Source organism: Pseudonocardia sp. 73-21, from assembly GCF_001899645.1.
Lineage (GTDB): Bacteria > Actinomycetota > Actinomycetes > Mycobacteriales > Pseudonocardiaceae > Pseudonocardia.
Genome location: NZ_MKVV01000090.1, coordinates 14,571 through 35,876 on the forward strand (window position 1 = coordinate 14,571; position 21,306 = coordinate 35,876).

Consider the following 21,306-nt stretch of genomic DNA (forward strand, 5'->3'; position numbering starts at 1 on the left):
GGTTCACGTTAACGCACGTGCGACGCGACGAACGGCGGCTTGACCACGGTGGCCTCGAGCCCGCGGCCCCGGACGTCGACGGTGACGGTGTCGTCGAGCCCGATCCCCGACGAGGTCTCGATCAACGCGAGCGCGATGCCCGCCTTCAGCGTGGGCGAGAAGGTGCCCGACGTGGTGACGCCGACGCGCGTGCCGTCGGCCAGCACGTCCATGCCGGGACGCGGGATGCCGCGCCCGGTGGCCTTGAGCCCGCGAAGGCGCCGGGCCGGCCCGATCTCCTTCTCGGCGACCAGCGCCTCGCGGCCCCAGAACTCCGGCTTCGACCAGCCGACGGCCCAGCCACTGCCGGCCTGCACGGGCGAGATGTCCACCGAGAGGTCCTGGCCGTGCAGCGGGTAGCCCATCTCGGTGCGCAGGGTGTCGCGGGCGGCGAGGCCGCACGCGCGGCCGCCGAGCGACTCGGCGCCGGCCATCAGCGCGTCCCAGATCCCCGGCGCGGAGTCCCACGGCACGAGCAGCTCGTAGCCGCGCTCGCCGGTGTAGCCGGTGCGGCACACGCGCACGGCACCGGCGTCGCCGAAGGCCATGTAGTCGAGATCGGAGACGGCCTCGAAGCCCGTGAACATCGTGGCGTGCAGCGCGCCGGCGAGCGGCCCCTGCACGGCGACGACGGCCAGTTCCCGGTGCCGGTCGGTGATCGCGACGCCCTCGGGTGCGGCGGCCCGCAGCATCTGCGCCACCTGCGCGGCGTTGGCCGCGTTCGGCACGGCGAGCACCTCGTCGGGACCCACCAGGTAGACGATGATGTCGTCGACGACGCCGCCGGTGTCGGTGCAGCACAGCGTGTACTGCGCGTGGCCGGGGCCGATCTTGGCGAGGTCGGCGGTGAAGCAGCGGTTGACGAACTCCGCGGCGCCCGGACCGGTGATGGCGAGCTTGCCGAGGTGGCTGACGTCGAACACGCCGACGGCCTCGCGCACGGCGGTGTGCTCGGCGACGGTCCCGTCCGGGTAGGAGATGGGCATCGACCACCCCCCGAACGCGCCGAGGGTGGCGCCGAGGGCCACATGACGGTCGTGCAGGGGGCTGGTGAGGAGATCGTCCACGGACCGGGACGCTACTGCTCGCAGCGCCGCTTCAGCCCGTCACCCTCCATCCGGACGTAGCGCCGCACGAGCCCGCCCATCAGCAGCCCGGCCACGGCGCCCACCGGGCCGGACTGTTCCAGCACCAGCCGCACGACCGTGCCACCGTCATCCGGCTCGACGTGGTGCCCGCCGACCGTGCGGACGCCGGGCGCGCGGGACTCCCAGGTGAAGCCGCGCGCCGGGTCGAGCTCGGTGACCCGCCACTCCGCGGGCCGCAGCCGGGGCTGGCGGACCAGCGCCCGGCTCCCCACCGCGAGCGGGCCGTCGTCAAGCCGGCGTACCTCGTCGGTGGAGTCGCTCCACTCCGGCCAGCGCTCGACGTCGGCGAGCACCGACCAGACCCGCCCGGGGTCCGCGTCGACCGACACGGCGTACTCGAACCTCATGGCGCCGAATGTACCGTCTGGTACATGACCGCCCGGGACGATCTCCTTGACGCCGCCCTGGCGTACGTGACGGCGCACGGCGTCGGCGAGCCCAGCCTGCGCGGACTCGCGGCGGCGCTGGGCACCAGCCACCGGATGGTCATCTACCACTTCGGCTCGCTACAGGGCCTGCTCGTGGAGATCGTGCGGGCCGTCGAACGGCGGCAGCGCGACCGGCTGGCCGAGCTGATGGACGCCGACCTCTCCCCCGGCGAGCTCGCCCGCCGGTTCTGGGAACCGCTCGCCGACCCCGCAAGCTGGCCGTCCGAGCGGCTGTTCTTCGAGCTCTACGGCCAGGCGCTGCAGGGCAGGCCGCACGCCGTCGGGCTGCTCGACGGGGTGGTCGACGACTGGCTCGGTCCCCTCACCGAGCTCACGGTGCGCAGCGGGATCCCCCGCGACCAGGCCCGGGCCCACGCCCGGCTGCGGCTGGCCGTGGCCCGCGGGCTGCTGCTGGACCTGCTCGCCACCGGCGACGTCGAGGGCGTGCGGGCGGCCGCCGAGGTGCACCTGCCGGGATACACGCCATGAGATGGGACCCCGTGCTGTTCGACATGGACGGCACCTCGTCGACTCCGACGCCGCGCAGGTGGGCGCGGCGTCGGCCCCGCCGGCTCGCCCTCCAGTACGACGACCTGAGCGACGTGGTCCCGACGCCCGGCGCGTCGGACCTGCTCGCCTCGCTCACGAGCCCCCGGGCCGTCGTCACCGGTGCCGACGCAGCCCGGGCGGCCGGGCGGGCGCGACGACGGCGGCGCTGCGCGGGCTCGACGGCGACATCCGGACCGGGAGCCTCCGTGAGCTGATCTAACGACGCGGTAGCACCGTGCACGCCGTCCAGCCGACGGCCAGTGCGGCGGCGGTGATCAGCACCTGGGCCAGCGGCAACAGCACCGCCAGCCCCACGCACATCACGAAACCCAGCCCCGCGGTCCACGCGGGCCAGCTCCGCGCCGAGATCGGCAGCCGCAGCGCGGCGAGGTTGATCACGGCGTAGTAGACGAGCACCGAGCACGCCGACAGCGCGATCGCCGCGGCGGGCCCGGCCACCACCGTCAGCAGGACGGTCACGACGCCGCCGACGAGATCGGCGCGCCACGGCGTGCCCTTCGGGCCGATCACCTCGAGGCAGCGCGGCAGCTCACCCCGGCGGGCCATCGCGAGCCCGGTGCGGCTGATCCCGACGAGCACCGACAGCAGCGCCGACCCCGCGGCCACCGCGGCCCCCACGCGCACGAGCACGCCGAGGCCGGGGGCGTTCCCGGAGTCGACGAGCGCCACGAGCGGCGAGGTCTCCTGGGCCAGCTGGTCGGCCCCCATCCCGACCAGCAGCGCGATCCCGACCAGCAGGTAGACGACCAGCGAGACGCCCAGCGCCACGGCGACGGCCCGGCGCAGCGTCCGGCCGGGGTCCCGGACCTCCTCGCCCAGCGTCGCGATCCGCGCGTAGCCGGCGAAGGCGAAGAACAGCAGCCCCGTGGCGGTCAGCGTGCCGAGCAGACCCCCGGTGACGGGGACGGGAGCGGACGGCGCCGCGGCCGGGTCGGACCCACCCGCGCCGGAGATCCCGACCACGATGACGACGACCAGCACGGCGAGCGTGCCGCCCACCAGCGCGTACGCGCCGCGGGAGGTCCAGCGCACACCGGTGACGTTGAGCGCGGTGGCGGCCAGGATCGCGACGAGCGACGCGTAGTGCGGCGCCGAGGGCAGCACGTAGCTGCCGAACACCCCCGCCGCTGCCGCGGCCGACGCCGACTTCCCGACGAGGAACGCGACGCCGGCCAGCCGCCCCGCGCCGGGCGAGAGGCGTTCGCGGCCGTAGACGTAGCCGCCGCCGCTCTCCGGGTGGGCGACGGCCAGGTCGGAGGTGGAGGCCGCGTTGCAGGCCGCGACGACGCCCGCGAGCAGCACGGCGAGCAGCAGCCACGGCCCGGCGGCGGCCGCGGCGGGCCCCCAGACGGCGAAGACACCGGTGCCCAGCATCGCGGCGAGACCCAGGACGACCGCGTCGGCCGTGCCGAGTCGGCGTTGCACGCTCGAGGACACCGACCCACCCAAGCACCCGCCCTGCCGGATCCGGCCAACCGCGGGTGTCATTAGCATCTCGAAGCGGTCTCGCAATCCGAGATCAACGAACTGAACGGAGCATCGTGTCCCCCGATCTGCACACAGCCAGCGGGTCGCCCGCCACCGTCGAGGCCGATGCGGTCGTGATCGGGGTGCTCGCCGCCGACGGCCCGCGGCTGGCGCCCGGCTCCGCGGAGGTCGACGAGGCGTTCGACGGCGGTCTGGCGGCCCTGCTCGCCGTCGCCGGGGCCACGGGCAAGGCCGACGAGGTCGTGAAGATCCCGACCCGCGGCACGATCACCGCGCCGCTGCTGGTGGCCGTCGGGCTGGGCACGGGTGAGGTCACCCCCGAGCAGGTCCGCCGGGCCTCGGGCGCGGCCGCGCGGGCGCTGGCCGGCACCGGGCACGCCGTGAGCACGCTGGGCCGGATCGACCTGGCCGCGGCGGCCGAGGGCTCGCTGCTCGGCGCGTACACGTTCACCGAGTACCGCACGAACGGCAACGGCAAGGCCCCGGTCGGGAAGGTCTCCCTGCTGAGCGACGCCGCGGACGCCGAGACGGTCGTGCGCACCGCCGCCGCCGTCGGTGCCGCCGTCCGCACCGCGCGTGACCTCGTCAACACCCCGCCGAACGACCTCTACCCGGCCGTGTTCGCCGACAGGGCGAAGGCCCTGGCCGAGGCCGTCGGCATCACCGTCGAGATCCTCGACGACGCGCAGCTGGCCGAGGGCGGCTTCGGCGGTGTGACCGGCGTGGGCCAGGGCAGCTCGCGCAAGCCGCGGCTGGTCCGGCTGAGCTACGCGGGCGGCCCGTCGCCGCGCGCGAAGGTGGCGCTGGTCGGCAAGGGCATCACGTTCGACACCGGCGGCATCTCGATCAAGCCCGCCGCCGGCATGGACCAGATGACCTCCGACATGGGCGGCGCCGCGGCCGTCATCGCGACGACGGTGCTGGCCGCCACGCTCGAGCTGCCCGTGGCCGTCACCGCCACGGTGCCGATGGCCGAGAACATGCCGTCCGACACCGCCTACCGGCCCGGTGACGTGCTGCGCATGTACGGCGGCAAGACCGTCGAGGTGCTCAACACCGACGCCGAGGGCCGGCTGATCCTGGCCGATGCCATCGTGCGCGCGGCCGAGGACGACCCCGACTACCTCATCGAGACCTCCACCCTCACCGGCGCCCAGCTCGTGGCGCTGGGGCAGCGGACGATGGGGGTCATGGGGTCCGACGAGTTCCGCGACCGCGTCGCCGCCCAGGCCCGCGCCTGCGGCGAGGACGGCTGGGCCATGCCGCTGCTCGACCACATGCGCCCCGAGCTCGACTCCCGCGTCGCCGACATCGCCAACGTCACCGGGGCCCGTTTCGGCGGCATGCTGGTGGCCGGGGTGTTCCTGCGCGAGTTCGTGCCCGCGGGCCTGCCCTGGGCCCACCTCGACATCGCGGGCCCGAGCTTCCACACCGGCGGCCCCTACGGCTACACGGTGAAGGGCGGCACGGGCGTCCCGGTCCGCACCCTGCTCGCGGTGCTGCAGGACATCGCGGCGAACGGCTGACCCGGCCGCGCCGCCCGGCGAGCTGACGAGACGACCCCGGCGGTTCGCCGTCTCGCCACGCGAGTTCGCCGTGCACCCCGGCGAGTTCGCCGTCCGGCCACGCGCCGGCGATCTCGACACGCGAGTTCGCCGTCTCACGCCGCGAGTTCGCCGGGTCGTCCGCGACGCGGCTGGGCCGGTCCGCACTCCCCGGCCGAGCCCCCATGATCACCGTTTCGGGACGACGGACCGCAGCGTCGACAGCTCCGCGTCCCCCACCGGTGATCAGGACCAACCGCGTCGCGTCATCGCCGCCGCGCCCCCGAGATCAGCCACGGGTCCCGACGTCGGATCCGCGGGTCGTCCGCGCCCGGTGGTACCGGCCAGGTCACCCGGGTCCCACCCGCCTCCGGCCGGATCGCCGTCTCCCCGCGTCGAGCCGGAACCCGCGTGGCGGGACGGCGACCTCGCGTGCCGGAACCGTCGACTCGCCGACGGTCGGCCGGAGTCAGAGGTCGCGGCCGCGACGTTCGCGGTCGCGGAGGATGCGCTGGCGGGCGTCGTGGTCGCGCATGCGCTGGGGGTAGCCCAGGATCTGCGCGTCGTAGACCGGGATCTTCAGGCTGCGGGCCAGCTTGCGGGCGGCGTCCGGGCCGGAGATGCGCCGCCGCGTCCACTCCCCGCCGGAGTCGACCAGCAGCATCGTGGTCTCGGTGACGGCCGTGCGCGGCTCCACGAACGCCTCGACGCCCCGGTGCGTGGCGGTCCACTCGCGCAGGTGCGCCTCGTCGCCGCTGTCACCGCCCCGCAGCACCCCCGGGCGGCCTCCGCGCAGCTTCTCGAACAAGCCCATGGGCGATGAACGTCTCTCGAAGGTGACCAGTTCCGGCATCGGGGGGGTGCGGGTGACAAGATGACGTCTGCGGCGTGACATGCCGCGAGTCGGCTATCCGGTAGGGAGTTACAGACGTGCCCGAGCACAACGCGGACCTGGTCATTCTGGGCGGTGGATCGGGCGGCTACGCCTGCGCCCTGCGCGCAGCGGAGCTGGGGAAGTCGGTCGTGCTGATCGAGCGCGACAAGCTCGGCGGCACCTGCCTGCACTACGGCTGCATCCCCACCAAGGCGCTGCTGCACGCCGCCGAGGTGGCCGACAGCGCCCGCGAGGGCGACAAGGTCGGCGTCAAGAGCTCGCTGTCGGGCATCGACATGGCCGGGGTCAACTCCTACAAGGACGGCGTGATCGCCAAGCTCTACAAGGGGCTGCAGGGGCTCGTGAAGTCCCGCAAGATCACCCTGGTGGAGGGCACCGGCAAGTTCGTCGGCCCGAACACCGTGGTCGTGGGCGACGACACCTACGTGGGCGAGAAGGTCGTGCTGGCCACCGGCAGCTACTCGAAGTCCATCCCGGGCCTCGACATCGGCGGCCGCGTCATCACCAGCAGCGAGGCCATCCGCCTCGACGAGGTCCCGCAGCGCGTGGTCGTCCTGGGCGGCGGCGTCATCGGCGTCGAGTTCGCGTCGGTGTTCAAGAGCTTCGGCGCGGAGGTCACCATCGTCGAGGCGCTCCCCCGGCTGGTCCCCAACGAGGACGAGTTCGCGTCCAAGCTGCTGGAGCGGGCGTTCCGCCGTCGCAAGATCGCGTTCAAGACCGGCGTGAAGTTCACCGGGGCCAAGCAGACCGACGACGCCGTCACGGTGTCGCTGGAGTCGGGCGAGGAGATCGAGGCCGACTACCTGCTCGTCGCCGTCGGCCGCGGCCCCAACACCGCCAACTCGGGCTTCGAGGAGGCCGGTGTCACCATGGAGCGCGGCTTCGTCCTCACCGACGAGCGCCTGCGCACCAACCTCCCGAACGTCTACGCGGTCGGCGACATCGTCCCCGGCCTGCAGCTCGCCCACCGCGGCTTCGCGCAGGGCATCTTCATCGCCGAGGACATCGCGGGCCTCAACCCGCCGGTCATCGACGAGGCCGGTATCCCGCGCGTCACCTACTGTGAGCCCGAGGTGGCCTCCGTCGGCCTCACCGAGGCGCAGGCCAAGGAGAAGTACGGGGAGATCCAGACCCTCACCTACGACCTGGCCGGCAACGGCAAGTCGCAGATCCTGCAGACGCAGGGCGCCATCAAGCTCATCAAGACCGGCGCCGAGGGCACCCCCGGCCCGGTGGTCGGGCTGCACATGGTCGGCGCCCGCGTCGGCGAGCTCATCGGCGAGGCCCAACTCGTCTACAACTGGGACGCCCAGGCGGAGGACGTCGCGGCCCTGATCCACGCCCACCCCACCCAGAACGAGGCGTTCGGCGAGGCCCACCTGGCGCTGGCCGGCAAGCCGCTGCACAGCCACTCCTGACCGGACCAGTCCCCCGAACCGCGAAGTTAGAGGAGCTCCGACCCGTTATGGCCTTCTCCGTCCAGATGCCCGCCCTCGGTGAGAGTGTCACCGAGGGCACCGTCACGCGGTGGCTCAAGCAGGAGGGTGACCGCGTCGAGGTCGACGAGCCCCTGCTCGAGGTCTCCACCGACAAGGTCGACACCGAGATCCCCTCCCCCGCGGCCGGTGTGCTGCAGCGCATCGTCGCGGGCGAGGACGAGACCGTGGAGGTCGGCGGCGAGCTGGCCGTGATCGGGGACGGCGCCGAGTCCGATGGTCGGGCCGCCGAGACGCCCGCGCCCGCCGCGCCCGCGGAGGAGAAGGCCGCCGAGCCGGCGCCCGAGGCCGCCGAGAAGGAGCAGGCGGAGCCGACGCCCCGGCCCGTCGCGGACGCCCAGCCGACGAGTTCAGGGCCCACCGGCTCCGGCCAGGCCATCACCATGCCCGAGCTGGGCGAGAGCGTCACCGAGGGCACCGTCACCCGCTGGCTCAAGGCCGTCGGCGACAGCGTCGAGGTCGACGAGCCGCTGCTCGAGGTCTCCACCGACAAGGTCGACACCGAGATCCCCTCGCCGGTCGCCGGCACGCTGCTGGAGATCACCGCGCAGGAGGACGAGACCGTCGACGTGGGCGGCCAGCTGGCCGTCATCGGGGACGCGAACGCGGCCCCCGCGGCCGAGAAGGAGCCGGAGAAGGCACCCGAGCCGGAGAAGGCCCCGGAGAAGCCCGCCGCGGCCCCCGCCACGAACGGCGCCACCGCCACGGCCGCCGCCGAGGAGAAGGCCGAGAAGCAGGAGCTGGTCTCGGAGCGGCCCGCCGGCCCCAACGACGACCGCGTCAACGACGACCGCCCGGCCGACTCCGCCCCCGCCGGCGCGCCGTACGTCACGCCGCTGGTGCGCAAGCTCGCCGCGGAGAACGACGTCGATCTCTCCACGCTCACCGGCTCCGGGGTCGGCGGCCGCATCCGCAAGCAGGACGTGCTCGCCGCCGCCGAGGCGAACAAGCCGGCGCCCGAGCCCGAGCCCGCCGCGGCACCCGCGGCCGCCGCGGCCCCGGCCGCCGCACCGTCCGCTCCGAAGGCTCCGGCCAAGCCCGCCGCGGGCGCCCCGACGCCGGGCACCACGGTGAAGATGCCGCGCCTGCGCCAGGTCATCGCCCAGCGGATGTCGGAGTCGCTCGCGGTGTCCGCGCAGCTCACCACCGTGCAGGAGGTCGACGTCACGCGCATCGCGAAGCTGCGTGCGCGGGCCAAGGCGGAGTTCGAGCGCCGCGAGGGCGTCAAGCTCACCTACCTGCCGTTCTTCGTGAAGGCCACGGTCGAGGCACTCAAGCAGTTCCCGCAGGTCAACGCGTCGATCAACGACGAGACCAGGGAGGTGACCTACCACGAGCACGTCCACATCGCGATCGCGGTGGACACCCCCCGCGGCCTGCTCGTACCAGTGATCAAGAACGCGGAGGACCTCAACATCGCGGGCCTCGCGCGCAAGATCGCCGACGTCGCGGCCCGCACGCGCGACAACAAGATCGGCCCCGACGAGCTGTCGGGCGGCACGTTCACGATCACGAACATCGGCTCCGCCGGTGCGCTGTTCGACACGCCGATCATCAACCAGCCGCAGGTCGGCATCCTCGGCACGGGCGCGATCACCAAGCAGGCCGCGGTGATCACCGGTGCGGACGGCGACGACGTCATCGCCATCCGCTCGATGTGCTTCCTGCCGCTGACCTACGACCACCGCCTGGTCGACGGCGCCGACGCGGGCCGGTTCGTCGGCGCGATCAAGGCCCGGCTCGAGGAAGGTGCGTTCGAGGCCGACCTCGGTCTGTAGCCGCTTCCACCAGGGACGCGCGGCCTGAGGTCGCGCGTCCCTCTCATGTCCGAGAGGATCACGACGTGCGCGTCGTCATCGCCGGTTCGTCCGGTCTGATCGGTACTGCCCTCGTCTCCGACCTGCGGTCGGCGGGCCACGACGTCCTGCGGCTGGTCCGCAGGGCGCCGGCCGCCCCCGACGAGCGGAGGTGGGACCCACCGGCGGGCCGCATCGACGACGGCACGTTCGACGGCGTCGACGCGGTGATCAACCTCAACGGGGTGGGCATCGCCGACCGGCCGTGGAGCGGGTCGCGCAAGCAGCTCATCCGCGACAGCCGCACCGTCCCCACCGAGGTGCTGGCCGCGGCCGTCGCCGACCACGGCGTGCCGGCGTTCCTCTCGGGATCCGCGGTGGGCTACTACGGCGACGCCGGCGGCAAGGCCATCGACGAGACCGCGCCGTCGGGCACCGGGTTCCTCGCCGAGGTCTGCCGCGAGTGGGAGGCCGCCACGCAGAAGGCCCAGGAGGCAGGCGCGCGGGTGGTGCTGCTGCGCACCGGGCTCGTCCTGTCCCCCGCGGGTGGCCTGCTCGGCACGTTGAAGCCGCTGTTCAAGGCGTTCCTGGGCGGCCGGCTGGGCTCCGGCACGCAGTACCAGCCCTGGATCTCCCTCGACGACGAGGTGGGCGGCATCCGCTTCGCGCTGGAGCACGACACGATCAGCGGCCCGATCAACCTGACGGGCCCCACCCCGGTCACCAACGCCCAGTTCACCAAGGCGCTGGCCAGCGCGGTCGGGCGGCCCACGTCGATCCCCGTGCCGGCGTTCGCGATCAAGGGTGTGCTCGGCGCGATGGGCGAGGAGATGCTGCTGTCGGGCCAGCGGGCCATCCCGGCGAAGCTGCAGGCCGCGGGCTACCAGTTCCGCCACCACGCCGTCAGCGAGGCCCTCGCGGCGGCCATCGGTTCCTGACGTGGCCGCGCACGATGTGATCGTGGTCGGGGCGGGCCTCGCCGGCCTCCGCGCGGCGCAGGTCCTCACCCGGCGCGGCGTCGACGTGGTCGTCCTCGACGGTGCCGACCGGGCCGGGGGCCGCATCGCCACCGACGTCGTCGACGGGTTCCGGCTCGACCGCGGCTTCCAGGTGCTCAACACCTCCTACCCGGCGCTGCGCGCGGCGTTCGGCGGGCGCCTGGGGCCGCTGCGGCTGCGCACGTTCGAGTCCGGTGCGGCCATCCGCGGCGGCGACGGCCGGCTGCACACGTTCTCCAACCCGGCGCGCCGCCCGTCGCAGGCGTGGGCAACGGCCACCGACAGCCTGCTCCCGGTGTGGGACAAGGCGAAGCTCGTGGCGTGGACCGCGCGCGTGCTCGCGTCACCACCCGCCCGGACGGCCCAGCTCATCGACCGGTCCGCCGCCCAGGAGTTCGCCGCCGCCGGCCTGGACGGGCCGGTGGTCGAGCGGTTCCTGCGGCCGTTCCTGTCGGGGGTGCTCGGCGAGTCGGCGCTCACCACGTCGTCGGCGTACGTGCGGCTGGTGTGGCGCAGCTTCGCGCTCGGCACCGTCGCGGTGCCCGGGGGCGGGATGGGCGCGCTGCCCGCGCGGCTGGCCGCGGCCCTGCCGGCCGGCACGCTGCGGCTCGGGCGCAGCGTCACCGGCGTCCGCGCCGGCGTCGTGCACACCTCCGACGAGGAGCTGACGGCCCGTGCGGTGGTGGTCGCCACCGACCCGGTGACGGCGGGCCGTCTGCTGCCCGGCCTCGCGACCCCGGACATGCTGGCCCTCACCACCTACTACCACGTGCCGCCCGTGGCCCCGACCCGCTCGCCGCTGCTGCACCTCGACGCCGCGGGCGGGCCGGTCGCCAACACCGTCGTCCTCACCGCGGCGGCCACCGAGTACGCCCCGGCCGGGCAGGCGCTCGTGTCGTCGACGCTGCTCGGGCCGGCGATCGACGAGACGGTGGTGCGCCGCGAGCTCGCCCGGATCTACGGCGTGCCCACCGACGACTGGGCGCATCTGCGCACGTCGGAGATCCGCGAGGCGCTGCCCGCGTTCCCGGCCGGGCGCCCGCTGCGCAGCGACGTGGCACTGGGCGACGGCCTGTTCGTGGCCGGCGACCACCGCGACACCCCGTCGCAGCAGGGGGCGCTGGTCAGCGGGCGCCGGGCCGCGGAGGCTGTGCTGGCCGCGCTCGGCGGCTGATCCGCCACGAAACGGGCGTCGGAGGCATCGATGACAGACGACGAGAAGGCGAAAGCCGGCCAGGGCATGGCCCTCGGCATCGCCATCGGGGTGGCGCTCGGGTCGGGGATCGGGGCCGCGATCGGGAACGTGGGTCTCGGCATCGGGATCGGGATCGCGATCGGCGCTTCGCTGGGCGCGGCCTTCGGCGTGCGCCGCCGCGGCCCCGGGAAGTAGCCGACCGGTCCCGGGCGCCGGCGGGCCTCCCCGGTGGGTCCGGCGCTCAGCGCAGCGACGGGTGGAGCTGCAGATCCAGGCTCGCGGGCGTCGTCCCCGCCCGCCGCACCTCGTGGACCGCCACCGGCAGCACGCCGTCGAGAGCGTCGAGCACCGCGGCCTGCACCGCGTCGATCACGTCGGCGGTGTCGACGTCGCGCCCCAGCTCGATCGACAGGGAGCTGACGCCGGCGTCGGCGATGCCGCACGGCACGATGCGGTCGAACGCGGCGAGGTCGGGGTCGCAGTTGAGCGAGAACCCGTGCAGCGTCACGCCGCCCTGCACGCGCACCCCGATGGCCGCGATCTTGCGCTCCGGCCGCCCCGCCCCGGCGGGCAGCCACACCCCGCTGCGCCCGTCGATGCGCCCGGCCGCGGTGACGCCGAGGCCGTGGGCGACGTGGATGAGGGCCTCCTCCAGGCGCCGCACGTAGTCGACGACGTCCAGCGGCTCGGCCAGGCCCACGATCGGGTAGCCGACGAGCTGGCCGGGGCCGTGCCAGGTGATGCGGCCACCGCGGTCGACGTCGACGACGGGCGTGCCGTCGACGGGCCGGTCCTCGGGCTGGGTGCGCCGGCCCGCGGTGTAGACCGACGGGTGCTCCAGCAGCATCAGCACGTCGGGACCGCCGTCGCGGCGGGCCAGAGCGTGGCCGCGCTGGACGTCCCAGGCCGCGAGATACTCGACGGTGCCGAGGCGGTCGACCCGCATCGGCTCGGACGCGCGACGGCAGGAACCCATGCGCCCACGCTACGCCGCGGGCCGGCTCCTTCGTAGTTCCCCTTCGTAGTTCCGGAGTCACGGAGGAGTGACCGATGACCGTCACCCGCCGGCCGTCCCCCGGCGCCGCCGCCCCGCCGAGCCCGGGCCACCGAACCGGGCGCCGGCGTCGTCCGCTACTCGGGCGCCGCGGCGGACGTGGCCGGGCAGCTGCGGTGACCCATGATCGTCGCGAGTCGCACCGGAGCGCTCTCGGTGGGGCGGTGAGGTGCGGCGCGGGCCGATCACGGGCGCCGGAGCTGGGGAGCCACCTCGGACGCGATGAGCTCCAGCTGGTCGAGGTCGGTGAGGTCGAGCAGCTGCAGGTAGATCCGCGTGATGCCGGTCTGCTCGCGCCACGTCCCGAGCGCGTCCACGACCTGCGCGACCGTGCCGGCGACCGGGCTGCCGGACAGGTCCTCGGGCGAACGACCGGCTGCCTCCGCGCGCCGGGCCACCTCGGCGTCGTTGCGGCCCACGGCGATCGTGTGGGCGGCGGAGCGCACCAGCTCCTTCGGGTCGCGCCCGATCGCCTGGCACGCGGCGTCGACGCGCTCGAACTGCGCGGCCACGACGTCCGCCGGCGAGAACGCGATGTTGATCTCGGCGGCGAACCGGGCGGCCAGCTCGGGGGTGCGCTTCTTCCCGTGCCCGCCGACGATCACCGGCAGCGGGCTCTGCACCGGCTTCGGCAGCGCGGGCGAGTCGGTGAGCGTGTAGTGCGCGCCGTCGAAGCAGTAGCGCCCGCCCGCCGGCGTGCCCCAGAGCCCGGTGAGGATCTCCAGCTGCTCGGTGAGCCGGTCGAACCGCTCCCCCAGGCCGGGGAACGGGATGCCGTACGCGGCGTGCTCGCTCTCGAACCAGCCGGCGCCCAGGCCGAGCTCGACGCGGCCGCCGGACATCGCGTCCACCTGCGCCACCGCGACGGCGAGCGGGCCGGGCAGCCGGAACGTGGCCGAGTTGACGAGCGTGCCGAGCCGGATCGTGGACGTCTCGCGCGCGAGGCCCGCGAGGGTGATCCACGCGTCGGTGGGGCCGGGCTCGCCGGAGACGTCGCCCATCTTGAGGTAGTGGTCGGAGCGGAAGAAGGCGTCGTAGCCGGCCGCCTCGGCCGCCCGCGCCACACGGAGCAGGTCGTCGTAACCTGCGCCCTGCTGGGGCTCGGTGAAGATCCTGAGGTCCACCCACCGAGGATAGGTTCATGAGCTGGACGACCGCCGACATGCCCGACCAGACCGGGCGGACGGTGCTCGTCACCGGCGGCACGTCCGGTCTCGGGCTCGCCTCCGCCACGGCGCTGTCGACCGCGGGGGCGCGGGTGCTGCTGACGGCCCGCGATCCCGCACGGGGCAGGCAGGCCTGTGCGAGAGCGGACGCCGAGCTGGTGGAGCTCGACCTGGCCGATCTCGACTCGGTCCGCCGCGCCGCCGCCGACGCCGCGAGCGCACGGGCGACACCCTGCACGTGCTGATGAACAACGCCGGGGTCTTCGGCACGCCGCCCGGGCTGACCGTCGAGGGTTTCGAGACCCAGATCGGCACCAACCACCTGGGTCACGCGGCACTGACCTGGCTGCTGATGCCGGCCCTGCGCGCAGCAGGCGGGTCCCGGGTCGTGACGCTCTCCAGCCTCGGCCACCGCGGCGGGACCGTCGACCTCGACGACCTGCACTTCCTCCGTCGCCCGTACACGCCGATGCGCGCGTACAACCAGTCCAAGCTCGCCAACCTGCTCTTCGCCGCCGAGCTGGACCGCCGGCTCCGTGCGGCCGGCGAGGACGTGATCTCCGTTGCTGCCCACCCGGGCCTGACGAACACCGAGCTGCTCGACAAGTCGATGCGCGGGGGCGCCCCGGGCCGGGCCCCGCTGGCGCGGGTCATCAACCTCCTCACCACCCAGCCGTTGCGCACCGGGGTGCTGCCGCAGCTCTACGCGGCCACGGCACCACAGGTCAGGGGCGGTGACTACATCGGGCCGCGCGGCCTCGGCGGGATGCGCGGCAGGCCCACCACCGCGCGGCGCAGCGCCACCGCGCAGGACCCCGACCTGGCCCGTCGGCTGTGGGAGGTCACCGCCGGGGCCACGGGCGTCACGCCCGATCCCACCTGACGGAGCACCCGGGCCGCGCGGCAGCCCCGGGCGTAGCCTGGGGAACGTGACGATCGCACCCGAAGGTCGCAAGCTCCTGCGCCTCGAGGTCCGCAACAGCGAGACCCCGATCGAGCGCAAGCCCGCCTGGATCCGGACCAGGGCCAGGACCGGCCCGAAGTACACCGAGCTCAAGTCGCTGGTCCGCTCCGGCGGCCTGCACACCGTCTGCGAAGAGGCCGGTTGCCCCAACATCTACGAGTGCTGGGAGGACCGCGAGGCCACCTTCCTCATCGGCGGCGAGCAGTGCACGCGGCGCTGCGACTTCTGCCAGATCGACACCGGCAGGCCGGCCGACCTCGACCGCGACGAGCCCCGCCGCGTCGCCGAGTCCGTGGCCCAGATGGGTCTGCGCTACTCCACCGTCACCGGCGTGGCCCGCGACGACCAGCCCGACGGCGGCGCGTGGCTCTACGCCGAGACCGTCCGGCTGATCCACGAGCTGAACCCGGGCACCGGCGTCGAGCTGCTGATCCCCGACTTCAACTCCATCGACGAGCAGCTGAACGAGGTGTTCGACGCGCGCCCCGAGGTGCTCGCGCACAACCTCGAGACGGTGCCGCGGATCTTCAAGCGCATCCGCCCCGCGTTCCGCTACGAGCGCTCGCTGGAGGTGATCACGAAGGCCCGCGAGGCCGGGCTGGTCACCAAGTCCAACCTCATCCTGGGCATGGGGGAGACCCCCGAGGAGGTCGTGTCCGCGCTGCGCGACCTGCACGACGCCGGCTGCGAGATCATCACGATCACCCAGTACCTGCGGCCCTCCGCGCGCCACCACCCCGTCGAGCGGTGGGTGAAGCCCGAGGAGTTCGTGGAGCACGCGAAGGCCGCCGAGGCCATCGGGTTCGCCGGGGTGATGGCCGGGCCGCTCGTGCGCTCGTCGTACCGCGCCGGCCGGCTCTACGCCCAGACCAAGGCCCACCGCGGCGAGGAGCTGCCCGCCGGCATGGAGCACCTCGCCGACGGCGGCGCGGCCGCGCAGGAGGCGAGCAGCCTGCTCGCCCGTCAGGTGCCGTGACGGCCTATCCTGGCCGTATGGCCGGTGGTAAGCCCGACAAGGCAGCGAAAAAAGAGGCGAAGCTTGCGAAGCGCGCCGCTTCCCGTGCGCGCTACAAGCAGATCTGGGAAGCGTTCAAGATGCAGCGCCGGGAGGACAAGGCGCTCATCCCCTGGATGCTCGGCGCGTTCCTGGTCCCGATCGTGGTCGTCTTCGTCGTCACGCTGTTCTTCGGGCTCGAGTGGATCACGCTGCCCGTCGGCATCGCGCTGGGCCTGCTCGCCGCCGTCAGCATCTTCGGCCGGCGCGTCCAGAAGAACGTGTACGGCAAGGCCGACGGTCAGCCGGGTGCCGCGGGCTGGGCCCTGGACAACATGCGTGGCCAGTGGCGCGTGGCGCAGGGCGTGGCCGGCACCACCCACCTCGACGCGGTGCACCGGGTGATCGGCCGCCCCGGCGTCATCCTCGTCGCCGAAGGTGCCCCGCACCGGGTCAAGGGCCTGCTCGCACAGGAGAAGAAGCGCATCGCGAGGGTCGCGGGCACCACCCCGATCTACGACATCATCGTCGGCAACGAGGAGGGCCAGATCCCCCTCGACAAGCTGCAGCGCCACATGATGAAGCTGCCCCGCAACATCAGCGGCGACCAGATGGACAACATCGAGAAGCGCCTCGACGCGCTGGGCTCCCGCGCCCAGGCGATGCCGAAGGGCCCCATGCCCGCCGGCGCCAAGATGCGCAGCGTGCAGCGCACGGCCCGCCGCCGCTAGAAGGCCACGGCCCGCCGGGAGGAGTCAGGCGCGGGTGCGGACGACGATCGTGCGGGTGGCCTTGTCGTGCCAGCCGCGCCCGTCGGAGTCGCGGACGAGCGGCGGGACCACCACCGCGATCAGCGCCGTGCGCAGCAGGGCCCGGGGCACCCCGACCACGACCGAGTTGTCGATGGAGGCGACCCGGATGCCCAGCGCGGTCATGCCGGCACTGGCGCCGAAGATCGCCACCGGCACCGCCGTCAGCAGGTACCAGATGCCCAGGACGTACCAGTTGAAGTCCGGGGTGGCGAGCGGATCGGGTCCCGAGACGAGCAGCGCGATGAGGTAGCCGAGGATCCAGTCGACGGCCAGCGCCCCGAACCGGCGGCCGAAGCCGGCGGCCGAGCTGACGCCCTCGGCGGGCAGCCCGAACTTCTCCCCCGGGTACGCGCCGGCGTTCCCGGCACCCGGGAGGGGGGCTGATCCTGGCATCCAGGACTCGATCCAGCGGGCCATGACCACTAGCTTAGGTTCGTTGCGGCGGGGTCGCCCGAGTGCGGCCCCGTTAACCTCTGTGAAACGGGCGAGTGACGACCAGGCAACACCGCGGTCATACCGTCGCGCGCACGTACCCCGATCGAAGGAGACAGTGAGGGTGTTCAGCAACTCCGAAGAGGTCCTGAGTTACATCAGTGACGAAAACGTCGAGTACCTCGACATCCGGTTCTGCGACCTCCCCGGCGTGATGCAGCACCTGACCGTGCCCGCGTCCACCGCCGCGGACATCCTCGAAGACGGCGTTGCGTTCGACGGCTCTTCGGTCCGCGGGTTCCAGGCCATCAACGAGTCCGACATGGCGCTGTTCCCGGACCCCGCCACCGCCCGGCTCGACCCGTTCCGCAAGCACAAGACGCTCAACATGAACTTCTTCGTGCACGACCCGATCACGGGCGAGCCCTACAGCCGCGACCCCCGCAACGTGGCCCGCAAGGCCGAGCAGTACCTCGCGGCGTCCGGCGTGGCCGACACCTGCTTCTTCGGGGCCGAGGCGGAGTTCTACATCTTCGACTCCATCCGGTTCGGGTCCGACCCGCACCAGCAGTACCACCACATCGACTCGGCCGAGGGCTGGTGGAACACCGGTCGCGAGGAGGCCGGCGGCAACCTGGGTTACAAGGTCAACTACAAGGGCGGCTACTTCCCCGTCCCGCCGGTGGACCACTACGCCGACCTGCGCGACGACATGACGACGAACCTCACCAACAGCGGGTTCGAGATCGAGCGCGGCCACCACGAGGTCGGCACCGGCGGCCAGGCCGAGATCAACTACAAGTTCAACACGCTGCTGCACGCGGCCGACGACCTGATGCTGTTCAAGTACATCATCAAGAACACCGCGTGGGCCCAGGGCAAGACCGCCACGTTCATGCCGAAGCCGCTCTTCGGTGACAACGGCTCGGGCATGCACGCCCACCAGTCGCTGTGGAAGGACGGGTCGCCGCTGTTCCACGACGAGTCCGGCTACGGCGGGCTCTCGGATCTCGCGCGCTACTACATCGGCGGCATCCTGCACCACGCGCCGTCGCTGCTGGCGTTCACCAACCCGACGGTGAACTCCTACCACCGCCTGGTCCCGGGCTTCGAGGCCCCGGTGAACCTGGTCTACTCGGCGCGCAACCGCTCGGCGTGCATCCGCATCCCGCTGACCGGCAACAACCCGAAGGCCAAGCGCCTCGAGTTCCGCTGCCCCGACTCGTCCGGCAACCCGTACCTGGCGTTCTCCGCGATGATGATGGCCGGCATGGACGGCATCAAGAACAAGATCGAGCCGGCCGCCCCGGTCGACAAGGACCTCTACGAGCTCCCGCCCGAGGAGGCCAAGGAGATCGCCCAGGTCCCCAGTAGCCTGCCCGCCGTGCTCGACCGGCTCGAGGTGGACCACGACTACCTGCTCGAGGGTGGCGTCTTCACCCCCGACCTGATCGAGACGTGGATCGACCTCAAGCGCACCAACGAGATCGACCCGCTGCGCCTGCGCCCGCACCCGTACGAGTTCGCGCTGTACTACGACGTGTAGAGCGAGGCGTTCGCCCGACCTGCGGGTCGGGCTGAGAACGGCGGTCGACCAGGCAGGACGTCTTCGGACACCGGCCGGTGTCGACCGCCGTTTCTCCGTCAGGGGGTCTCGGCGGGCCCGACCCGGTGGACGGGCTGCTAGGACGGAGGGCATGCACCCACTGCGCTTCGGGCTCAAGCTGAGCCAGGCCGCCACCCTCGACACCCTGCGGTCGGTCTGGCATGTCGCCGACGACTCCGGCTTCGACCACTGCTGGAACATGGACCACTTCGCCAGCCTCGGCCCCGACGACGGCCTGGACATCTTCGACGCATGGACGCTGCTGGCCGGGATGGCCGCGCTGACCAGCCGTACCCGGATCGGCTGCTCGGTCACCGGCAACACCTACCGGCACCCGGCCGTGCTCGCGAAGGCGGCCGTGACCGTCGACCAGCTGTCCGGGGGTCGGCTCGAGTTCGGCATCGGAGCGGGCTGGGCCGAGAACGAGCACACGATGCTCGGCCTGCCGTTCGGGACGGCCGGCGACCGCGCCGACCGTCTCGAGGAGGCCCTGCCCGTCATCCGGTCCCTCTGGACCGCGCCGCGCACGACGTTCACGGGCAGGCACTACCGGCTGATCGACGCCGTCGCCGAACCCAAGCCGGTCCAGTCCCCCCACCCGCCCATCTGGATCGGTGGCACCGGCCGCAGGCGCACCCTGCGGATGGCGGCCGAGCACGCGGCGGTCTGGAACTCATTCGGTGGCACCCCCGGGCAGGTCAGCGAGCTGTCCGCCGTCCTGGACCGGCACTGCGCCGACATCGGCCGCGACCCGTCCGAGATCCGCCGGTCGGTGCAGATCCGCGTCCCGGACGTGCTCGACGACCTCGCGGACCAGGTACGCGGCTTCGTCGCCGTCGGCGTCACGGAGTTCATCCTGATCGTCTCCGCGGATCCCGTCGCCGAGGCCGAGCGGGTGGCGGCGGTGCTTCCGCAGCCGCGCGACACCGCCCGCCCCTGACGGGCGGGCGGCAGCCGCGGCGGGGCATGCCTGTCAGGCGCCGGGGTGCAGCAGCACCTTCGTCCAGCCGTCCTCACGCTTGTCGAAGTGCTCGTAGCCCGCGGGCGCCTCGGCCAGCGGCAGCTCGTGCGAGACCAGGAACCCGGGTGTCGCCTTCCCGGCGACGATCAGGTCCCGCAGGATCGCGTTGTACTGCTTCGTGTTGCACTGCCCGGTGCCCATCGACTGGCCCTTGAAGAAGAACGTGCCGAAGTCGAACGCGAGCTTGCCCTCCTTGGCCAGGTCACTCGACGCGCCCGGGTCCTCGGGCACGTAGACCCCGACCACCCCGATGCCGCCGGTCGGCTTGACGACCTGGATGAGCTCGTTGAGCACGATCTCCGGGTGCTCGACGCCGTCGATCTCGTGGGCCTGGTAGCCCACGGCGTCGACACCGCGGTCGGCCCCGCCGCCGGTGAGGTCCGAGATCTTCTCGACGACGTCGCCCGCGCTGCGGTCGAGTGTGACGGCCCCGAGGCCCTCGGCCAGCTTGAGCCGGTCGGCCTGCTGGTCGACGACGATCACCTGGGCGGCGCCCTTGATCTGCGCGGCGTGCGCGGCCATGAGCCCGACCGGGCCCGCCCCGTAGATCACGATCGACTCACCGGGCTGCATCTTCGACAGCTCCACGCCGTGCCAACCGGTGGGGAAGATGTCCGAGAGCATCGTGAAGTCGTTCTCGTGCTCGGTGCCCTCGGGCAGCCGCAAGGCGTTGAAGTCGGCCCACGGCACGCGCAGGAACTCGGCCTGGCCGCCGTCGTAGGGGCCCATGCTGGCGTAGCCGTAGGCCGCGCCCGCGCTGCCCGGGTTGGCGCGCAGGCAGAAGCCGGTCAGGCCCTTGAAGCAGTTGCCGCAGGTACCGCAGGCGATGTTGAACGGCAGCGAGACGCGGTCGCCGACCCGGATGCGACCGACCGCCTCGCCGACGGCCACGACCACGCCCATGTTCTCGTGGCCGAGCACCTTGCCCTGCTCGACGTCGGTGCGGCCCTCGTACATGTGCAGGTCGGAGCCGCAGATGTTCGTGGTGGTGATCTGCACGACGGCGTCGGTGGGTGCCTCGACGCGCGCGTCGGGCACGTCGGTCACGGCGACGTCGTAGGGGCCCTGGTAGACGAGTGCCTTCATGCGTTGCCCTTCGTGTTCTCCGCGAACACGCGCACGATGGCGGCGGTGAACGCGGGCAGGTCGTCGGGGGTGCGGCTGGAGACGAGGGTGCCGTCGACGACGACCTCCTCGTCCACCGCGGTACCGCCGGCGTTGCGGATGTCGGTGCGGATGCTCGGGTAGGAGGTCAGCGTGCGGCCCCTGACGACGTCGGCCTCGACGAGCGTCCACGCGCCGTGGCAGATGACGCCGACGGGCTTGCCCGACCCGACGAAGTCGCGCACGAACGCCACCGCGGCGTCGTCCTGGCGCAGGTTGTCGGGGTTGAACACTCCCCCGGGCAGGATCAGGGCGTCGTAGTCCTCGACGGACGCCCCGGCGACCGTGCGGTCCACCGGGAACGTGTCGGACGGGTGGATGTCGCCGGTGACGGCCTGGATCTCGCCGTCGGACAGCGACAGCAGCTCGGTGGTGGCGCCGGCGTCCTGCACGGCGTCGCGGGGCTTCTCCAGCTCGACCTGCTCGACACCGTCGGCCGCGAGGATCGCGACCCGGCGTCCGGTCAGCGTGTTCTGTTCGTCGCTCATGGCTGTCG

General features: G+C 73.0%; 21 protein-coding genes and 1 pseudogene. 13 read left to right on the forward strand and 9 right to left on the reverse strand.

Annotation, left to right across the window (positions count from 1 at the left end; all coding sequences use genetic code 11):
- Positions 1-8: 8 nt before the first annotated feature.
- Together gcvT and BGP03_RS27650 are read right to left on the reverse strand one after the other, a co-directional pair.
- The gene (gene gcvT / locus BGP03_RS27645) at positions 9-1,106 is read right to left on the reverse strand and encodes a glycine cleavage system aminomethyltransferase GcvT (RefSeq protein WP_296377433.1); all 1,098 of its coding nucleotides are present in this window, start codon (positions 1,104-1,106) and stop codon (positions 9-11) included.
- 11 nt (positions 1,107-1,117) lie between these two features.
- Positions 1,118-1,534: an SRPBCC family protein gene (locus BGP03_RS27650; protein ID WP_296377432.1), complete on the reverse strand. Its 417-nt coding sequence runs from the start codon at positions 1,532-1,534 to the stop codon at positions 1,118-1,120.
- A gap of 24 nt (positions 1,535-1,558) precedes the next feature.
- Between BGP03_RS27650 and BGP03_RS27655 the strand changes: the two genes are divergently transcribed.
- Together BGP03_RS27655 and BGP03_RS27660 are read left to right on the forward strand one after the other, a co-directional pair.
- Positions 1,559-2,104: a TetR/AcrR family transcriptional regulator gene (locus BGP03_RS27655; RefSeq protein ID WP_296377431.1), complete on the forward strand. Its 546-nt coding sequence runs from the start codon at positions 1,559-1,561 to the stop codon at positions 2,102-2,104.
- Positions 2,101-2,379 carry a hypothetical protein gene (locus tag BGP03_RS27660; RefSeq protein WP_298799145.1) on the forward strand — a complete coding sequence of 93 codons (279 nt, stop codon included), beginning with the start codon at positions 2,101-2,103 and terminating at the stop codon, positions 2,377-2,379. Before BGP03_RS27655 ends, BGP03_RS27660 begins: the two co-directional genes overlap by 4 nt.
- 1 nt (position 2,380) lies before the next feature.
- On the opposite strand, the gene BGP03_RS27665 is transcribed toward BGP03_RS27660, so the two are convergent.
- Positions 2,381-3,622, reverse strand: coding sequence for an APC family permease (locus tag BGP03_RS27665; protein ID WP_296377429.1), 1,242 nt, complete (start codon positions 3,620-3,622; stop codon positions 2,381-2,383).
- A 104-nt stretch (positions 3,623-3,726) separates the two neighbouring features.
- On the opposite strand from BGP03_RS27665, the gene BGP03_RS27670 reads away from it, so the two are divergent.
- Complete coding sequence (locus BGP03_RS27670) at positions 3,727-5,199, forward strand: leucyl aminopeptidase (protein WP_296377428.1); 1,473 nt, start codon at positions 3,727-3,729, stop codon at positions 5,197-5,199.
- A 487-nt stretch (positions 5,200-5,686) separates the two neighbouring features.
- Here BGP03_RS27670 and BGP03_RS27675 read toward each other — a convergent pair whose 3' ends face one another.
- Complete coding sequence (locus BGP03_RS27675) at positions 5,687-6,031, reverse strand: oxidoreductase (RefSeq protein WP_296377427.1); 345 nt, start codon at positions 6,029-6,031, stop codon at positions 5,687-5,689.
- 116 nt (positions 6,032-6,147) lie between these two features.
- Here BGP03_RS27675 and lpdA point away from each other — a divergent pair, with 116 nt between their 5' ends.
- From lpdA to BGP03_RS27700, 5 genes are all read left to right on the forward strand, one after another.
- On the forward strand, positions 6,148-7,530 hold the full coding sequence (gene lpdA / locus BGP03_RS27680; protein WP_296377426.1) for a dihydrolipoyl dehydrogenase: 1,383 nt from the start codon (positions 6,148-6,150) through the stop codon (positions 7,528-7,530).
- Positions 7,531-7,577: 47 nt separating this feature from the next.
- Positions 7,578-9,386 (forward strand): 2-oxoglutarate dehydrogenase, E2 component, dihydrolipoamide succinyltransferase, encoded by a 1,809-nt coding sequence (sucB, locus tag BGP03_RS27685; protein ID WP_296377425.1) that lies wholly within the window; start codon positions 7,578-7,580, stop codon positions 9,384-9,386.
- A 65-nt stretch (positions 9,387-9,451) separates the two neighbouring features.
- A complete protein-coding gene (locus tag BGP03_RS27690) occupies positions 9,452-10,342 on the forward strand; it encodes a TIGR01777 family oxidoreductase (protein ID WP_296377424.1) in 891 nt (296 codons plus the stop codon).
- Position 10,343: 1 nt separating this feature from the next.
- On the forward strand, positions 10,344-11,576 hold the full coding sequence (locus BGP03_RS27695; RefSeq protein WP_298799146.1) for an NAD(P)/FAD-dependent oxidoreductase: 1,233 nt from the start codon (positions 10,344-10,346) through the stop codon (positions 11,574-11,576).
- Positions 11,577-11,606: 30 nt separating this feature from the next.
- Positions 11,607-11,792, forward strand: a complete 186-nt coding sequence (locus tag BGP03_RS27700) for a hypothetical protein (RefSeq protein ID WP_296377422.1) — start codon at positions 11,607-11,609, stop codon at positions 11,790-11,792.
- A 46-nt stretch (positions 11,793-11,838) separates the two neighbouring features.
- On the opposite strand, the gene lipB is transcribed toward BGP03_RS27700, so the two are convergent.
- Entirely contained in the window at positions 11,839-12,573 is a 735-nt protein-coding gene (gene lipB / locus BGP03_RS27705) for a lipoyl(octanoyl) transferase LipB (RefSeq protein ID WP_296377421.1), read from the reverse strand.
- A gap of 263 nt (positions 12,574-12,836) precedes the next feature.
- Complete coding sequence (locus BGP03_RS27710; protein WP_296377420.1) at positions 12,837-13,775, reverse strand: LLM class F420-dependent oxidoreductase; 939 nt, start codon at positions 13,773-13,775, stop codon at positions 12,837-12,839.
- 17 nt (positions 13,776-13,792) lie between these two features.
- On the opposite strand from BGP03_RS27710, the pseudogene BGP03_RS27715 reads away from it, so the two are divergent.
- From BGP03_RS27715 to BGP03_RS27725, 3 genes and pseudogenes are all read left to right on the forward strand, one after another.
- Positions 13,793-14,700 (forward strand): annotated as a pseudogene (locus BGP03_RS27715) (oxidoreductase).
- A 46-nt stretch (positions 14,701-14,746) separates the two neighbouring features.
- Positions 14,747-15,757 (forward strand): lipoyl synthase, encoded by a 1,011-nt coding sequence (lipA, locus tag BGP03_RS27720; RefSeq protein ID WP_298799147.1) that lies wholly within the window; start codon positions 14,747-14,749, stop codon positions 15,755-15,757.
- A gap of 17 nt (positions 15,758-15,774) precedes the next feature.
- On the forward strand, positions 15,775-16,506 hold the full coding sequence (locus BGP03_RS27725; RefSeq protein WP_296377417.1) for a DUF4191 domain-containing protein: 732 nt from the start codon (positions 15,775-15,777) through the stop codon (positions 16,504-16,506).
- A gap of 24 nt (positions 16,507-16,530) precedes the next feature.
- Here the strand turns inward: BGP03_RS27725 and BGP03_RS27730 are convergent, their stop codons facing one another.
- Positions 16,531-17,004 (reverse strand): RDD family protein, encoded by a 474-nt coding sequence (locus BGP03_RS27730; protein ID WP_296377416.1) that lies wholly within the window; start codon positions 17,002-17,004, stop codon positions 16,531-16,533.
- Positions 17,005-17,143: 139 nt separating this feature from the next.
- On the opposite strand from BGP03_RS27730, the gene glnA reads away from it, so the two are divergent.
- Together glnA and BGP03_RS27740 are read left to right on the forward strand one after the other, a co-directional pair.
- Positions 17,144-18,565 (forward strand): type I glutamate--ammonia ligase, encoded by a 1,422-nt coding sequence (gene glnA, locus BGP03_RS27735; protein WP_296377415.1) that lies wholly within the window; start codon positions 17,144-17,146, stop codon positions 18,563-18,565.
- A gap of 151 nt (positions 18,566-18,716) precedes the next feature.
- On the forward strand, positions 18,717-19,565 hold the full coding sequence (locus BGP03_RS27740; RefSeq protein ID WP_298799148.1) for an LLM class F420-dependent oxidoreductase: 849 nt from the start codon (positions 18,717-18,719) through the stop codon (positions 19,563-19,565).
- A 33-nt stretch (positions 19,566-19,598) separates the two neighbouring features.
- Here the strand turns inward: BGP03_RS27740 and BGP03_RS27745 are convergent, their stop codons facing one another.
- The gene (locus tag BGP03_RS27745; protein ID WP_296377413.1) at positions 19,599-20,732 is read right to left on the reverse strand and encodes a glutathione-independent formaldehyde dehydrogenase; all 1,134 of its coding nucleotides are present in this window, start codon (positions 20,730-20,732) and stop codon (positions 19,599-19,601) included.
- A complete protein-coding gene (locus BGP03_RS27750) occupies positions 20,729-21,298 on the reverse strand; it encodes a type 1 glutamine amidotransferase domain-containing protein (RefSeq protein ID WP_296377412.1) in 570 nt (189 codons plus the stop codon). The genes BGP03_RS27745 and BGP03_RS27750 overlap by 4 nt, the downstream gene beginning before the upstream one ends.
- Between the last annotated feature and the right edge of the window lie 8 nt (positions 21,299-21,306).

What these genes read in the sequence shown, in the direction of transcription:
- BGP03_RS27650 (WP_296377432.1), bottom strand. Translation starts at nt 1,534, where the DNA reads ATGAGGTTCGAGTACGCCGTGTCGGTCGACGCGGACCCCGGGCGGGTC.
- BGP03_RS27655 (WP_296377431.1), top strand. Translation starts at nt 1,559, where the DNA reads ATGACCGCCCGGGACGATCTCCTTGACGCCGCCCTGGCGTACGTGACG.
- BGP03_RS27660 (WP_298799145.1), top strand. Translation starts at nt 2,101, where the DNA reads ATGAGATGGGACCCCGTGCTGTTCGACATGGACGGCACCTCGTCGACT.
- BGP03_RS27675 (WP_296377427.1), bottom strand. Translation starts at nt 6,031, where the DNA reads ATGGGCTTGTTCGAGAAGCTGCGCGGAGGCCGCCCGGGGGTGCTGCGG.
- sucB (WP_296377425.1), top strand. Translation starts at nt 7,578, where the DNA reads ATGGCCTTCTCCGTCCAGATGCCCGCCCTCGGTGAGAGTGTCACCGAG.
- BGP03_RS27700 (WP_296377422.1), top strand. Translation starts at nt 11,607, where the DNA reads ATGACAGACGACGAGAAGGCGAAAGCCGGCCAGGGCATGGCCCTCGGC.
- lipB (WP_296377421.1), bottom strand. Translation starts at nt 12,573, where the DNA reads ATGGGTTCCTGCCGTCGCGCGTCCGAGCCGATGCGGGTCGACCGCCTC.
- BGP03_RS27725 (WP_296377417.1), top strand. Translation starts at nt 15,775, where the DNA reads ATGGCCGGTGGTAAGCCCGACAAGGCAGCGAAAAAAGAGGCGAAGCTT.
- BGP03_RS27730 (WP_296377416.1), bottom strand. Translation starts at nt 17,004, where the DNA reads ATGGCCCGCTGGATCGAGTCCTGGATGCCAGGATCAGCCCCCCTCCCG.
- BGP03_RS27740 (WP_298799148.1), top strand. Translation starts at nt 18,717, where the DNA reads ATGCACCCACTGCGCTTCGGGCTCAAGCTGAGCCAGGCCGCCACCCTC.
- BGP03_RS27745 (WP_296377413.1), bottom strand. Translation starts at nt 20,732, where the DNA reads ATGAAGGCACTCGTCTACCAGGGCCCCTACGACGTCGCCGTGACCGAC.
- BGP03_RS27750 (WP_296377412.1), bottom strand. Translation starts at nt 21,298, where the DNA reads ATGAGCGACGAACAGAACACGCTGACCGGACGCCGGGTCGCGATCCTC.